General features: G+C 65.3%; 16 protein-coding genes. 13 read left to right on the forward strand and 3 right to left on the reverse strand.

Features of this window, described 5'->3' with window-relative positions; all coding sequences use genetic code 11:
* Positions 1-46 precede the first annotated feature (46 nt).
* The 8 genes from U5A82_RS06970 (at position 47) to U5A82_RS07005 (ending at position 6581) form a co-directional block, all read left to right on the forward strand.
* Positions 47-733 carry a glutathione S-transferase family protein gene (locus U5A82_RS06970; RefSeq protein WP_326289691.1) on the forward strand — a complete coding sequence of 229 codons (687 nt, stop codon included), beginning with the start codon at positions 47-49 and terminating at the stop codon, positions 731-733.
* 99 nt (positions 734-832) lie between these two features.
* Positions 833-2284 (forward strand): 3-isopropylmalate dehydratase large subunit, encoded by a 1452-nt coding sequence (gene leuC / locus U5A82_RS06975; protein ID WP_326289693.1) that lies wholly within the window; start codon positions 833-835, stop codon positions 2282-2284.
* A 109-nt stretch (positions 2285-2393) separates the two neighbouring features.
* Positions 2394-2999 carry a 3-isopropylmalate dehydratase small subunit gene (gene leuD, locus U5A82_RS06980; protein ID WP_326289694.1) on the forward strand — a complete coding sequence of 202 codons (606 nt, stop codon included), beginning with the start codon at positions 2394-2396 and terminating at the stop codon, positions 2997-2999.
* Positions 3000-3055: 56 nt separating this feature from the next.
* Positions 3056-3379, forward strand: a complete 324-nt coding sequence (locus U5A82_RS06985; RefSeq protein ID WP_326289695.1) for a DUF1476 domain-containing protein — start codon at positions 3056-3058, stop codon at positions 3377-3379.
* 13 nt (positions 3380-3392) lie between these two features.
* A complete protein-coding gene (locus tag U5A82_RS06990; protein ID WP_326289696.1) occupies positions 3393-3626 on the forward strand; it encodes a BolA family transcriptional regulator in 234 nt (77 codons plus the stop codon).
* A gap of 56 nt (positions 3627-3682) precedes the next feature.
* Entirely contained in the window at positions 3683-4012 is a 330-nt protein-coding gene (gene grxD, locus U5A82_RS06995) for a Grx4 family monothiol glutaredoxin (protein ID WP_326289697.1), read from the forward strand.
* A 482-nt stretch (positions 4013-4494) separates the two neighbouring features.
* On the forward strand, positions 4495-4863 hold the full coding sequence (locus tag U5A82_RS07000; protein WP_326289699.1) for a BlaI/MecI/CopY family transcriptional regulator: 369 nt from the start codon (positions 4495-4497) through the stop codon (positions 4861-4863).
* Entirely contained in the window at positions 4860-6581 is a 1722-nt protein-coding gene (locus tag U5A82_RS07005) for a M56 family metallopeptidase (protein ID WP_326289700.1), read from the forward strand. Before U5A82_RS07000 ends, U5A82_RS07005 begins: the two co-directional genes overlap by 4 nt.
* A gap of 41 nt (positions 6582-6622) precedes the next feature.
* Here U5A82_RS07005 and hemW read toward each other — a convergent pair whose 3' ends face one another.
* Entirely contained in the window at positions 6623-7798 is a 1176-nt protein-coding gene (hemW, locus tag U5A82_RS07010; RefSeq protein ID WP_326289702.1) for a radical SAM family heme chaperone HemW, read from the reverse strand.
* Here hemW and U5A82_RS07015 point away from each other — a divergent pair.
* Positions 7797-8507, forward strand: a complete 711-nt coding sequence (locus U5A82_RS07015) for a CAP domain-containing protein (RefSeq protein ID WP_326289704.1) — start codon at positions 7797-7799, stop codon at positions 8505-8507. The two genes, hemW and U5A82_RS07015, sit on opposite strands and share 2 nt — an antisense overlap.
* Positions 8508-8568: 61 nt before the next feature.
* The gene (locus U5A82_RS07020; RefSeq protein ID WP_326289706.1) at positions 8569-9339 is read left to right on the forward strand and encodes a hypothetical protein; all 771 of its coding nucleotides are present in this window, start codon (positions 8569-8571) and stop codon (positions 9337-9339) included.
* 18 nt (positions 9340-9357) lie between these two features.
* Here U5A82_RS07020 and rdgB read toward each other — a convergent pair whose 3' ends face one another.
* Together rdgB and rph are read right to left on the reverse strand one after the other, a co-directional pair.
* Positions 9358-9987 (reverse strand): RdgB/HAM1 family non-canonical purine NTP pyrophosphatase, encoded by a 630-nt coding sequence (gene rdgB / locus U5A82_RS07025; protein ID WP_326289708.1) that lies wholly within the window; start codon positions 9985-9987, stop codon positions 9358-9360.
* A gap of 87 nt (positions 9988-10074) precedes the next feature.
* The gene (gene rph, locus U5A82_RS07030) at positions 10075-10791 is read right to left on the reverse strand and encodes a ribonuclease PH (protein WP_326289710.1); all 717 of its coding nucleotides are present in this window, start codon (positions 10789-10791) and stop codon (positions 10075-10077) included.
* Between the two features lie 144 nt (positions 10792-10935).
* Between rph and U5A82_RS07035 the strand changes: the two genes are divergently transcribed.
* From U5A82_RS07035 to grpE, 3 genes are read left to right on the forward strand one after another with little or no spacing between them, the layout of a single operon-like run.
* Positions 10936-11448 (forward strand): DUF6438 domain-containing protein, encoded by a 513-nt coding sequence (locus tag U5A82_RS07035; protein WP_326289712.1) that lies wholly within the window; start codon positions 10936-10938, stop codon positions 11446-11448.
* A 41-nt stretch (positions 11449-11489) separates the two neighbouring features.
* Entirely contained in the window at positions 11490-12533 is a 1044-nt protein-coding gene (hrcA, locus tag U5A82_RS07040; protein ID WP_326289713.1) for a heat-inducible transcriptional repressor HrcA, read from the forward strand.
* Entirely contained in the window at positions 12530-13084 is a 555-nt protein-coding gene (grpE, locus tag U5A82_RS07045) for a nucleotide exchange factor GrpE (RefSeq protein WP_326289714.1), read from the forward strand. Before hrcA ends, grpE begins: the two co-directional genes overlap by 4 nt.
* Positions 13085-13094: the final 10 nt, after the last annotated feature.

Here is a 13094-nt window from a genome sequence, read left to right on the forward strand (position 1 = left end):
CACGCGATACGGTAAGTCGCCCAACCATCGCCAAGGGAGGAACCGCATGTCCTACACGCTCATCACCGCCAACCGCAATTACAGCAGCTGGTCGCTGCGCCCCTGGGTGCTGATGACGGCGCTGGGGATCCCGTTCGACGATCGGATCGAACCCTTCGCGTCCGCCGCCAATTATGCCGCCTTCCGCAGCTTTTCGCCGACGGGTCAGGTGCCCGCACTGATCGACGGGGCACGCACGGTCTGGGATTCGCTGGGCATCATCCTCTATCTTGCCGACCGCCATCCCGGCGTCTGGCCGACGGATGAGGATGCGCGCAGCTTCGCCCAATGTGCGGTGGCGGAAATGCACAGCGGTTTTACGAACCTGCGCAACGACTGCACCATGAATATCGGCGTCCGGGTCGAACCGCACCTCCATTCGCCCGCTCTGGGCCGCGATATCGCGCGTCTGCGCGAATTGTGGGAGGAAGGGCTGGATCGCTTCGGCGGGCCTTTCCTGGCCGGCGCCGACTTTACCGCGCTGGACGCCTTCTACGCGCCGGTCGCCTTTCGCGTCCGCACCTACGGCCTGGATGTCGGGCCTACCGCGCAGATATGGGTCGATCATATGCTCGCTCACCCCGCCATGCGGCAGTGGGAGGCGGAAGCGCTCGCCGAAACATGGCGAGAGGATAGTCATGAGGCGGAGATCGGCGCGGCCGGAAAGATCGTCGCGGACTATCGGGCGCTTTGACCGCCCCGTAACATTCTTGCCCGCCTGATGGTAAAAACAGCTGATTTCGGTCGCTCACCCCTTTTCCGATCGGCCGTACGGGTCTAGGGGGTGGGGTCTATGGTTCAGTCTCGCACCCTCTACGAAAAAATCTGGGACGCGCACGTCGTCGAACGGCGTCCCGATGGCACCTGCCTCATCTATATCGACCGGCATCTCGTCCATGAAGTGACGAGTCCGCAGGCGTTCGAGGGGCTTCGCCTTGCGGGACGCAAAGTGCGCAGGCCCGATCTGACGCTGGCGGTGCCGGATCATAATCTGCCCACCACGCCACGCCGCGACGCGGACGGCAATCGCATTCCGATCGCGGACCCCGAAAGCGCGCAGCAACTGGCCGCGCTGGAAAAGAACGCGCCGGAATTTGGCGTTCGCCTGATCGGCGACGCTGATGTGGAGCAGGGCATCGTCCATGTCGTCGGCCCGGAACAGGGTTTCACGCTGCCTGGCACGACGCTGGTGTGCGGCGACAGCCATACCAGTTCGCATGGCGCGCTGGGCGCACTGGCCTTCGGCATCGGCACGTCCGAGGTCGAACATGTGCTGGCGACCCAGACGCTGTTGCTGAAACAGTCCAAGACGATGGCGGTCGTGGTCGATGGCGAACTGGCGCCCGGCGTCACGGCGAAGGATGTCGCGCTGGCGATCTGCGGCACGATCGGCACGGCGGGCGGCACCGGCTATGTCATGGAATATCGCGGCTCGGTTTTCCGCGACATGTCGATCGAGGGTCGGTTGACCGTCGCCAACATGTCGATCGAGGCGGGCGCGCGGTCAGGCCTGTTCGCGCCCGACGAAACGACTTTCGCCTATATCAAGGGCCGCCCGATGGCCCCCAAGGGCGCGGATTTCGATGCTGCGGTCGCCTGGTGGAAGACGCTGGTCACCGATGAAGGCGCGGTGTTCGACAAGACGGTGGTCATCGACGCGTCCGACATCGTCCCCAACGTCACCTGGGGCACCAGCCCCGAAGACGTCGTGGCCGTGACCGGCGTGGTGCCCGATCCGCAAAGCTTCGCCGATCCGTCCAAGCAGGCGGCGGCGCAGAAGTCGCTCGACTATATGGGGCTGACCGCCGGGCAACGCCTGGCCGATGTCGCGATCGAACATATTTTCATCGGCAGTTGCACCAACAGCCGGATCGAGGATCTGCGCGCTGCCGCCTCGCTGCTGAAGGGGCGGCATGTCGCCAGCGGGATCAAGCATGCGATGGTCGTACCGGGTTCGGGCCTGGTCAAGCGTCAGGCGGAGGAAGAGGGGCTGGACCGTATCTTCTTGGACGCCGGGTTCGAATGGCGCGAACCGGGCTGTTCGGCGTGCCTGGGCATGAACCCGGACAAGGTGCCTGCGGGCGAGCGCTGCGCATCGACCAGCAACCGCAATTTCATGGGTCGTCAGGGTCCGGGCGCGCGCACCCATTTGGTGTCGCCGGCCATGGCGGCGGCGGCGGCGATCACCGGTCGGCTGACGGACGTGCGTGAATTGTTGAATAAGGAAGAGGGGATGGCGCTGTGAAGAAGATTTTCTGGTTGCTGACGCTGGGCGCGCTGGCCAGCGCGGCGATGGCCGCCAGCCTGGGTCGCGCCGAAGATACGCCGCCAGCCGCCGCCAAGAAGGTTCATTGATGGACAAGCTGACGACCGTCGACGGCCGGGCCTATCCGTTCGGGATGAAGAATGTCGACACCGACATCATCATCCCGGCGCATTGGCTCAAGACGATTTCGCGCAACGGCCTGGGTCGCGGCGCGTTCGAGGTGCTGCGCAAGGAACCGGGCAATGTCTTCGATGACCCCGACTATGTCGGCAGCCCGATCCTGATCGCGGGCGACAATTTCGGCTGCGGCTCCAGCCGCGAACATGCCGCCTGGGCGCTGGGCGACATGGGTGTCAAAGTGGTGATCGCGCCCAGCTTTTCCGACATATTTTCGGGCAATGCGTTCAAGAACGGCATCCTGACTGTCGTGTTGCCGCAGGATGCGGTTGACCGGTTGCTGGACGTCGCCACGACGGACCCGATCCATGTCGATCTGGAATCGCAGACCGTCACCACCCGGTTCCAGGACCGCTTCGCGTTCGAGATCGATGCGTTCCGCAAGCATTGCCTGCTCGGCGGTCTGGACGAGATCGGCCTGACGCTGGACCAGTCGGACGTGATCGACACATATGAAGCCCACCAGGCGCAGGATCGCCCCTGGATCGTGCCAGCCCCTCTTGCTACCGTTGCGTAACGGCGCGCTTCTTCCTACTATTGTTGCCAGACGGTATTTCAGCGGGGCTTTGACGCATGACCACCTTTGACGATCGCGAACGTGCGTTCGAGAATATGTTCGCCAACGACCAGGAATTGCAATTCCGCATCCAGGCGCGCCGCAACCGGCTGCTGGGCGAATGGGCGGCCGTGAAGATGGGGCTGACGCCAGAGGAAACCGACGCCTATGCCAAGGCGGTCGTGCAGGCCGATTTCGAGGAAGCGGGCGACGAGGATGTCATCCGCAAGCTGGTGGGCGACATGACCTCCGCCGGGATCGACATCGACGAAGCGGGTGTGCGCGCCGCGCTGGACGAACAGGCGGTGATCGCCCGCCGCATGTTCATCGAACCCCAATAAGGTCGTATATTCCATGCCGATGGCAGCCGACGATATTGCGGACATGATCCGCGCCGCCATTCCCGATGCGCAGGTCGAAATCACCGACCTGGCCGGGGACGGCGATCATTATGCCGCGCGCGTCGTGGCGGAAAGCTTCCGGGGCATGAGCCGCGTCGCGCAGCAGCGCGCCGTCTATGCGGCGCTGGGCGGACGGATGGGGGGCGTGCTCCACGCCTTGCAACTCACCACCGCCATTCCTAATTAACACGTCGATGGATTTGCGCTCCGTGGACGGGGCGCCAGACAGAACTGGACTTTGACATGACCGACGCCGTGCACCAGCGGATTGCCGAACTTGTGGGCGCCCATGATGTGGTGCTGTTCATGAAGGGCACGCCCCTCTTCCCGCAATGTGGCTTTTCCAGCCGCGCCATCGCGATCCTGGAGCATCTGGGCGTGGCCTATGACACGGTCGACGTGTTGCAGGACCAGGCTATTCGTCAGGGCGTCAAGGCCTTCTCCGACTGGCCGACCGTCCCGCAACTCTATGTAAAGGGCGAATTCGTCGGCGGCAGCGACATCATGATGGAAATGTATGAAGCGGGCGAATTGCAGCAGCTGATGGCCGACCAGAACGTCGCTGCCAGCTAAGGCGCACGAATTGCGAATGGGGAGGGCGGTCCGGTGTCGGGCCGCCCTTTTTCGTGTCTGGTTGGGGTGGCTTCCTGCCATTCCCCTCCCGCAGGCGGGAGGGGCAGCGAGACTTGCGCGAGGAAGCGCGTTAGTCGCAGCGGGTGGGTTGTCGCGGCGTCGCGTCCGGCCAGATGTGATGAGGGAAAAGGTTCACCGGGTGGGGGATGCTGGCGGAGACGGCCTGCATCCCCCGATAGTTGAACGGTGGGAACGTGATGAAGGTCGCAATCGCCGTGCCAATATGGCGCGATCGCGGGAAAGCGGTTGTTTCAAAGGTTAACGCACGACGCCGCCGCAACCATCTTGTCAAAATTCCCGACATATCGGCTGTTTTCAACCATGAAGGTTCTGTTCCGATACCGACATAATGCCATTGACTACATCTGTAATCGATGCGACTACGTCTGTAGTTGTTAAACATGCGAGTCGGGTTGAACCACGTGAGCGAGAAGATCAGCGAAGCGGAACTGGTGGTGATGGAGGCGCTGTGGGAAGCTGCGCCGCAGACCGCCAACGATGTATCCGATCGGGTCGCCCCGGAACGCGACTGGAGCCTCCAGACCGTCAAGACATTGCTGTCGCGGCTGATGGCCAAGGATATCATCGCTGCCGACCAGGATGGCCGCCGCTTCATCTATCGCCCCCTGGTGGCGCGCGAAGACTATGTCGCGGGCAAATCCGGGCGGTTGGTCAAGCGGCTGTTCGGGGGGCGGGTGTCGCCGCTGGTCGCGCAACTGGCGGAGCAGGATCAATTGACGGCGGACGATATCGCCGAGCTTGAGGCCATCCTGAAAGGGCTGAAATCATGAGCGTCTGGCTGGCCGAAACGTTGATCGCAACCACCCTGCTGATGGCGATGGTCATGATGGTGCGGCGGCCGGTTGCGCGCTGGCTGGGGGCGGGAGCGGCCTATTGGCTCTGGGCCTTGCCGCTGATGCGGATGCTGCTGCCCGCGCTGCCGAGCGACGTCGATCCCTCGCCATTGCACGTCGCGGTCGACCAGGCCGGACTGGCCGAATTGCTGGCGGCGCAGCCGACTATGGCGGTGGCGGAGGCTGCCCCGTCGATCCCCTGGCTGGAAATCGGCCTGTCGTTCTGGTTTGCCGGGATGATGCTCTTCCTGCTGATCCAGGCCGTCGGCTACGCCCGGTTTCGCCGTCACATGCTGGATGGTGCGACCCCGATCGGGGAGGAAGGGCGCATCCGCCTTGTCACCAGCCCGCATGCGTCGGGACCGCTCGCCTTCGGCGTGCTACGCCCGTACATCGTTCTGCCCGCCGATTTCGCGATCCGCTACGACGCGCAGGAACAGGATATGGCGATCGCCCACGAACGGGCGCATCATGAACGCGGGGACCTGGCCGCCAACATGACCGCGCTGCTGCTGCTGGCGATCCACTGGTGCAACCCGCTCGCCTGGATCGCCTATCGCGCCTATCGCGCCGACCAAGAAACCGCCTGCGACGCGCGCGTCCTGTCGCTCTACGGCCGCGATCAGGCCCATATCTATGGCCGCGCCATATTGAAGGCGGCGGGCGGGCGGCAATTTGCCGGCGCCTGCCATCTCACCCGCATCACCACGCTCAAGGGGAGGCTGAAAATGCTGTCCAACCATGATCTGTCGCTCCAGCGCATCAGCTGGGGCATGGCCGCCGTCGCGGTTGTCACCGCCGCGGGCCTTGCGCTCACCGCATCAGGTAGCCGCGCCGCGCAACAGATGGCGGCGATCACCGAAAAGGTGGAAAGCGCCGACTTCACCCGCCTGTCCGATCTGGTGACAAAGCCTGCCGCCGTCAGCGTGGCCCCGGTCGCGCCCGTTCAGTCGGTTCCGGCCGTGCCTGCAACGCCTGCGGTAAAGGCGGCGTCCGAAAGATGGGCACCGGCAGCGCCCACCGCGCCGTCTGCACCCGCCGCGCCGTCTGCGCCGATCGCGCCGGCCGCCGACATGATTGCCCCAATTCCACCCGTGCCGCCCGTCACCGTGCGCACGGTGAACAACCGCATCACCGTCACCTATGCCGACGGCCGGGTGGAAACGCACCGCATTCCGACCGAGGCGGACATCGCCCGCATGGTGCCGGTGGTCGATGTGCGCGACGGGTGTGAGGGTGGCAAGGGCGTCACCACCCAGCGCGAGACGGTGGATGCCGATGGCCGCCGCCATATTCGCGTACGCATCTGCAACGCGGCGATCGATCGGGCGGCGCAGCGTTCCGCCGATCTGGCGAGCCTGCAAGCGGAGCGGGCCGCGCGGCAGGCCGAACTCGCCGGGGCGCGCGCCGAACGGGCGGCGGAGCGTTCGGCACGGGCCGCAAGCCTGCAGGCGGATCAGGCAGAGCAGCAGGCGGACATGGCCGAAGCCCGCGCCGAACGTGCGGCACGCACCCACCATATGTCTGCATTGAACGGTCTTCGCACCGCGCGCGGCCGGATCACCCGCAATACGTCCATGCCGGCCTTTGCCCGCGCACAGGCGCTGCGTTCAATCGATGCATCCATCGCCCAGTTGGACAGCGACCAGCCCTGACGTCCCTGCATTTGCCTGCGCAAAGGGGCGCGGGTTTCGGCCTAAACCGCCACCACTTCCGGCAGGATGGCGTCGAGCAGCAACATGCCCGCAGGCGCCACCTGCAACCGGCTGCCGGTCAGGTGGACAAGGCCCAGGCCAGTCAATTGATCGATCGCCCGTTGATCGATCAGGCGGTCGATGACGATCCCCGACAGGGCAGCGATGCGCCCCAAATCCACGCCTTCGCCCAGGCGCAATCCCATCAACAGCGCTTCGCGCGCGCGGTCTTCGCCGGACAGCGGCATCTCGCTCTGCGCGCCATGGCCGTTGCGCGCGACCGCGCCCATCCAGTTTTCGGGCTTCTTGTGGCGCATGGTCGCCATGCCGCCGCGCCGTCCATGCGCGCCCGGCCCGATCCCGGCATAATCGCCATAACGCCAATAGGTCAGGTTATGGCGGCTTTCCTGTCCCGGCCGGGCATGGTTGCTGATCTCATAGGCGGGGATGCCCGCCGCGCCGGTCATCGCCTGGGTCAGTTCATAGAGGGTCGCGCCATGGTCCGGATCGGCGGGCGTCAGCTTGCCCTGCGCCACCAGCGTGGCGAAGCGCGTGCCCGGCTCGATCGTCAACTGATAGAGCGAAAGATGCCCGGTGCCGAACGACAGGGCGCGGGCGAGTTCTGCCTGCCAGTCCGCCTCGCTCTGGTCCGGTCGCGCATAGATGATGTCGAAGCTGACCCGGTCGAACACGCGTTGCGCCGTATCGAGCGCGGCCAGCCCTTCGTCCACGTCATGGGCGCGGCCGAGGAAATGCAGCGCCTGATTGTCGAGCGCCTGGAGGCCAAGCGACGTGCGGTTGACGCCGGCGACGGCCAGATCGGCGAAGCGCGCCGCTTCGACCGAATTGGGATTGGCCTCCAGCGTAATCTCTATGTCCGGGGTGAAGCCCCAATGACGCTGCGCCGCCGCGATCAGCGTTTCGACCAGCGCAGGCGGCATCAGCGATGGCGTGCCGCCGCCGAAGAAGATGGAGGCAAGGGGACGGCCTGCCGTGAGAGCCGCCTCATGCATCATGTCGGCCAGAAGCGCCTTCTCCCAGGCTGCGACGTCCACGCCGTCGCGAACATGACTGTTAAAATCGCAATAAGGACATTTGGAAACGCAAAAGGGCCAATGGATATATAAGGCTTGGGCGTCGGCGGTGATCGACGGACTTTCGGGGGTTTGGGACGACATGGCTGGGGGCAGCCCTAAAGGGTTTTTGTGCGCGACGCTATGGGCGCCGCTATGCGCGGCGATGCTGTCGATGGCGGGAAGCGCACGGGCGACGTCGGACAGCGACGGGCCGACCGCATCGTCGGCGCTTGCCCCTGCCTCAGCCGCCGCTGTGGGCGCAGTGATGCCAGCGGCCTATTATGGCATGAGCGAAGCGCCCCGTGGCACGGCGCTGCTGCGCGCCGTGATGCTGGACGCGCATAATGGCGAACGGGCGTCGCTGGGCTTGCCGCGGCTCGATTGGGACGATGCGCTGGCGGCCGACGCCGCGCGCTACGCCGATGATATGGCGCGCACCGGCCTCTTCCGCCATTCCGCGCGGACCAGCCGGGTCATCCCAAGCGGCGAGAATCTCTGGATGGGGCCGCGCCGCCTCTATGGCTATCAGGTCATGGTGGGATCGTTCCTGGACGAAAAGCCATTGACGAGGATCGAGGGCAAATTGCCGGATCTCAGCCGCACGGGCCGCTGGCAGGATGTGGGCCATTATACCCAGATGATCTGGCGCGGCACGCGCAAGGTCGGCTGCGCGCTAGGCGAGGGGACGAATGCCGACTATCTGGTCTGTCGTTATTTCCCGGCCGGCAACGCGTTCGGCAAGGGGCCATTGGACGCGGACGATGCGCCGACGGCGATCGGCGGCACCCAGGTGGCGAGCGTCGCGCGATAGGGTGCAGGGATATTTCTTCGGGTGATGGGCATTGGACAGACAGCCCCGCCGAAGGAGAGACATGATGCGCTGCCGCTTGATGACACTGGCCCTGTCGGGTTGCGCGCTGATAAGCCTTGCGGCCTGCGGCCAACCGACACAGCCCAAGGCCGACAACGCAACCGGCAATGCAGCGGCCCCAGCCCCGATGGCATCCGCCAGCAACAGCGCGCAAAGCCCGCTGCCCGCTGCGCCGCCTGTTGCGGACGCCCCGTCGGCGACGCCTTTGTCCTGTGCCGCCGATATCGGCTCGGCCGCCGCCGCCAGGCGCGTCGCCATCTGCCGCAACGTGTCGCCCGCCACCCATCCGCCCTGCAATGTCGCCAACAGCTGCGCAATGATCGATGACGAAATTGCGCGGAGCTGCGCCCTGTTCGACGGCAAGGGCGAACCGATGCAGAGATGCGATCCCGCGCCCAAGAGCATGGAGGCCGCCGCTGCCGTGGTGCAGCGTTATTATGCGGCGCTCAACGCCCGCGACTATGGCACGGCCTGGCAGCAATGGGGCGACGATGGCCCACCCAATCAGCCGCTGGACACATTCGAGGCAGGCTTTGCCGATACGCGCTCGACGCGCGTGACGATCGGCAGGCTGGAACCGGGCAGCGGCGGCGCCGGGTCGATCTACCAGACGGTGCCGGTGACGGTGGATTCGCAGCTACAGGACGGCACCCGCCAGCGCTTCGTCGGCGATTATGTCGTGCGGCGGGTCAATGATGTGGATGGCGCGTCGGCCAGCCAGTTGCGCTGGCATATCGGCCAGGCGAAGCTGAAGCCGGTGCCCGTGCGATAAGGCACGGGCGCACCGGCATCAGATAACCGCCGCCACCAGTTTTTCGAAGGCCTTGGCGCGGTGGCTCATGGCATGTTTGGCGTCCGGGTCCATCTCGCCGAAGCTGATATCGTGGTCCAGCGGCACGAACATCGGATCGTAGCCGAAGCCCTTGTCGCCCCGTGGCGGCCAGATCAGCGTGCCGTCGATCCGGCCTTCGAATGCCTCGACATGGCCGTCGGGCCATGCGAGGGCCAGGGCGCAGACGAAATGGGCGCTGTGGCTGGCGTCCGGCCCCTTGGCCTGAACCCCGTCCCACACCGTCTGCATGGCGAAGCCGAAATCCTTGGTCGGTCCGGCCCAGCGCGCGGAAAACAGGCCGGGATCGCCGCCCAGCGCCTCGACGCACAGACCGCTGTCGTCGGCCAGCGCAGGCAGGCCGGACAGGTCGGCCGCCTGCATCGCCTTCAATTCCGCATTGGCGATGAAGGTGGTGCCGGTTTCCTCCGGTTCGGGCAGGTCCAGGCTGGCGGCGGAGATCGGCTCGATACCATAAGGGCCGAGCAGCGCCGCGATTTCTCGCACCTTGCCGGGATTATGGCTGGCGATGACCAGCTTGCCCGGCTTCAGCCTGCGGATCGCCTGTTCCTGTCCGAAATCGTCACTCATGCAGGTTACTATCTCCGTTCACTTCGAGCTTGTCGAGAAGCGGTTTCAAGAAATGGTTCTCGACAGGCTCGAACCGAACGGTTGTGCTTAACGTCCCGTCGCCACATCCTGCGCCGCGAAAATCTTAGCGCAGCCGATGCGGGCGAGGCGGAGCAGGCGGAGCAGTTCTTCCTCGTCATAGGCTGCGCCTTCGGCCGTCGCCTGCACTTCGGCGAACTTGCCGTCGCCGGTCAGGATCAGGTTGGCGTCCGTTTCGGCATTGCTGTCTTCGGCATAGTCGAGGTCGAGGACAGGCGTACCTTCGAAAATGCCGCAGCTGATCGCCGCGACCTTCTGGATGATCGGGTCTTCGCTGAGCGCCCCCGACGCCAACAGCTTGTCCACCGCGATGCGCAGCGCGACCCAGCTGCCCGAAATAGCCGCCGTGCGCGTGCCGCCATCCGCCTGGATCACGTCGCAATCGACCACGATCTGGCGTTCGCCCAGTTTCTTCAGGTCCACGACGGTGCGTAGCGACCGGCCGATCAGGCGCTGGATTTCCTGGGTGCGGCCCGACTGCTTGCCCTTGGCCGCCTCACGGCTGCCGCGGGTGTGGGTGGCGCGGGGCAGCATGCCATATTCGGCCGTGACCCAGCCCGCCCCCTTGCCACGCAGGAAGGGCGGCACCTTTTCCTCGATCGATGCGGTGCACAGCACGCGGGTGTCGCCGAAGCTGATCAGGCAGCTGCCCTCGGCATGGATGGTGAAGCCAGGCTCCATGGTGATGTCGCGCATCTGGTCGGGCGCGCGGCCGGAAGGACGCATAATTTTTACTCCGAAACGTTCAGGCGGCAGCGTCGCCGTCGCGGGCGCCACCAATGCGCCAGACGGCACATTTAATTGGCCGCTTAGCGCCGCAAGACGTTTCTTGCCAGTGTCACGGCGACAATAAGGCGATAAGAGGGGGGCATGACGATGCGAATGATGATCGCGGCAAGCCTGCTGTTGCTGACAGGCTGCACCGCTGCCGATACCGAACTGGAGACGCCCAAGGCGCCCGGCGAGACGATCCGCTTTACGGCGGGGCGCTGCTTCGGCGCCTGCCCGGCCTATAGCCTGCGCGTGACGCCGGACGGGTCGGGGCTGCTGGAGCCGGAAAAGTTCACCGCCGTGCCGGGGCCGACGCGCTTCACCGTGACGCCGTTGCAGTATCGCAAGCTGCGCGCGTCGCTTGCGCCCTATCGTCCCGAAACGGGGACGGAAAAACGGATCGGGCATAATGAAAACTGCACCCGCTTCGCCACCGACATGCCGACCTACGCGGTCGAATGGACCGGCGGCATGCCGGGCAAGACGACCCGGCTGAATTTCCAGTCCGGTTGCATGGACCCGCGTTATGGCCGCCTGCGCACCGCGATCGCGGCCATCCCCAAGCTGTTGGAGATCGAAAAGATGCTCAAAGCCCCGGCTGCGAAGAAATGAGCTGGCTTGAGCCTGTGGCCCGGCGTGCCTAGATAGACGGCATGTCGGTCACCCCGATCTCCGAACTCAACGATCGCGCGCGCGACGTCTTTCGCCTTGTGGTGGAAAATTATCTCGGCACCGGCCTGCCGGTGGGATCGCGCACGATCAGCAAACTGGCGACGCTCAGCCTGTCGCCGGCGTCGATTCGCAACGTCATGCAGGATCTGGAGGAGCTGGGCCTGCTCGCCGCGCCGCATACCTCGGCGGGGCGCATGCCGACCGAGACGGGCCTGCGCCTGTTCGTCGATGGCATGATGCAGGCGGCCGAACCCTCGATCGAGGAACGGCGTGCGATCGAGGCGGGGCTGGTCGAAAGCGGCCCGATCGAAGAAGCGCTGTCCGCCGCGACCGCTGCGCTCTCCGGCCTGTCGGCCTGCGCGGGGATCGTCATGGTGCCCCGCCGCGAACCGGTGCTGCGGCAGTTCGGTTTCGTGCCCCTGAACGACAGGCAGGCGCTGGCGGTGCTGGTGGGGCAGGACGGGTCGGTCGAAAATCGTGTGCTCGACCTGCCGCCCGGCGTCACGCCATCGATGCTGAACGAGGCGGCCAATTTCATGTCGGCGCGCTTTGCGGGCATGACCCTGCGCCAGGCGGGCGATCATCTGGCGCGGGAGATGGAGGCGGAGCGCAGTGCGTTGGACGGCGCGGCGCGCGAACTGGTGGAACGCGGTATCGCCATCTGGTCGCATGACGCCGACGACCGGCCGGTGCTGATCGTGCGGGGGCAGGCCCATTTGATAGATGACGGCACCGCCGCCGACCTGGAACGGGTGCGGCAATTGCTGGAGCATCTGGAGGGGAAGCAGGAAATTTCGCGCCTGCTGGAAAGCGCGCTGGCGGGCAGCGCGACCAAAATCTTCATCGGCTCGGAAAACAAGCTCTTTTCCCTGTCGGGTTCTTCGGTCATAGCCGCCCCCTACCGTGGCGCGGACGGCCGGGTCGTCGGCGTGGTCGGGGTGATCGGCCCCACACGCTTGAACTATGCGCGGGTGATCCCCATGGTGGATTTCACAGCACAGACGCTATCGAGATTGATGAGATGAGCGAAAACAAAGACACTATCGAAAACACCGAAGTCGTGGACGCCCTGCCGGAAGATACGGCTCCCGTGGGAGATGCCGTGGCGGAGAAGGTCGCCGCGCTGGAGGCGGAACTCGCCACCGCCAAGCAGGACATTCTCTACGCCCATGCCGACACGCAGAATGTGCGTCGGCGGCTGGAAAAGGAACTGGCCGACACCCGCGCCTATGCCGCCACGGCCTTTGCCCGCGATGTCCTGTCGGTCGCCGACAATCTGAGCCGCGCGCTCGCCGCCATCCCCGCGGACCTGCGCGAGGATGAGAAGTTCAAGGGGCTGGTCGTTGGCCTGGAAGCCACTGGGCGTGAACTGGACAGCGTGTTCGGCCGCAATGGCATCACGAAGATCGAATTGGTCGGCCAGCCGCTCGACCCCAACAAGCATCAGGCAATGATGGAAGTCCCCTCGGCCGACGCCGAACCGGGGACCATTCTCATCGAGATGCAGGCCGGCTACATGATCAAGGATCGCCTGCTGCGCCCCGCCATGGTTAGCGTGGCGAAGAAGCCGGAATAACGCTCTCACC

Origin of the sequence: Sphingobium sp. CR2-8 (genome assembly GCF_035818615.1) — a bacterium.
In the GTDB taxonomy this organism is placed as follows: Bacteria; Pseudomonadota; Alphaproteobacteria; order Sphingomonadales; family Sphingomonadaceae; genus Sphingobium.

Coding starts and splice junctions, on each gene's coding strand:
- U5A82_RS06970 (WP_326289691.1), top strand. CDS start 47: ATGTCCTACACGCTCATCACCGCCAACCGCAATTACAGCAGCTGGTCG.
- leuC (WP_326289693.1), top strand. CDS start 833: ATGGTTCAGTCTCGCACCCTCTACGAAAAAATCTGGGACGCGCACGTC.
- leuD (WP_326289694.1), top strand. CDS start 2,394: ATGGACAAGCTGACGACCGTCGACGGCCGGGCCTATCCGTTCGGGATG.
- U5A82_RS06985 (WP_326289695.1), top strand. CDS start 3,056: ATGACCACCTTTGACGATCGCGAACGTGCGTTCGAGAATATGTTCGCC.
- U5A82_RS06990 (WP_326289696.1), top strand. CDS start 3,393: ATGCCGATGGCAGCCGACGATATTGCGGACATGATCCGCGCCGCCATT.
- grxD (WP_326289697.1), top strand. CDS start 3,683: ATGACCGACGCCGTGCACCAGCGGATTGCCGAACTTGTGGGCGCCCAT.
- U5A82_RS07005 (WP_326289700.1), top strand. CDS start 4,860: ATGAGCGTCTGGCTGGCCGAAACGTTGATCGCAACCACCCTGCTGATG.
- U5A82_RS07015 (WP_326289704.1), top strand. CDS start 7,797: ATGGCTGGGGGCAGCCCTAAAGGGTTTTTGTGCGCGACGCTATGGGCG.
- hemW (WP_326289702.1), bottom strand. CDS start 7,798: ATGTCGTCCCAAACCCCCGAAAGTCCGTCGATCACCGCCGACGCCCAA.
- U5A82_RS07020 (WP_326289706.1), top strand. CDS start 8,569: ATGATGCGCTGCCGCTTGATGACACTGGCCCTGTCGGGTTGCGCGCTG.
- rdgB (WP_326289708.1), bottom strand. CDS start 9,987: ATGAGTGACGATTTCGGACAGGAACAGGCGATCCGCAGGCTGAAGCCG.
- rph (WP_326289710.1), bottom strand. CDS start 10,791: ATGCGTCCTTCCGGCCGCGCGCCCGACCAGATGCGCGACATCACCATG.
- U5A82_RS07035 (WP_326289712.1), top strand. CDS start 10,936: ATGACGATGCGAATGATGATCGCGGCAAGCCTGCTGTTGCTGACAGGC.
- hrcA (WP_326289713.1), top strand. CDS start 11,490: ATGTCGGTCACCCCGATCTCCGAACTCAACGATCGCGCGCGCGACGTC.
- grpE (WP_326289714.1), top strand. CDS start 12,530: ATGAGCGAAAACAAAGACACTATCGAAAACACCGAAGTCGTGGACGCC.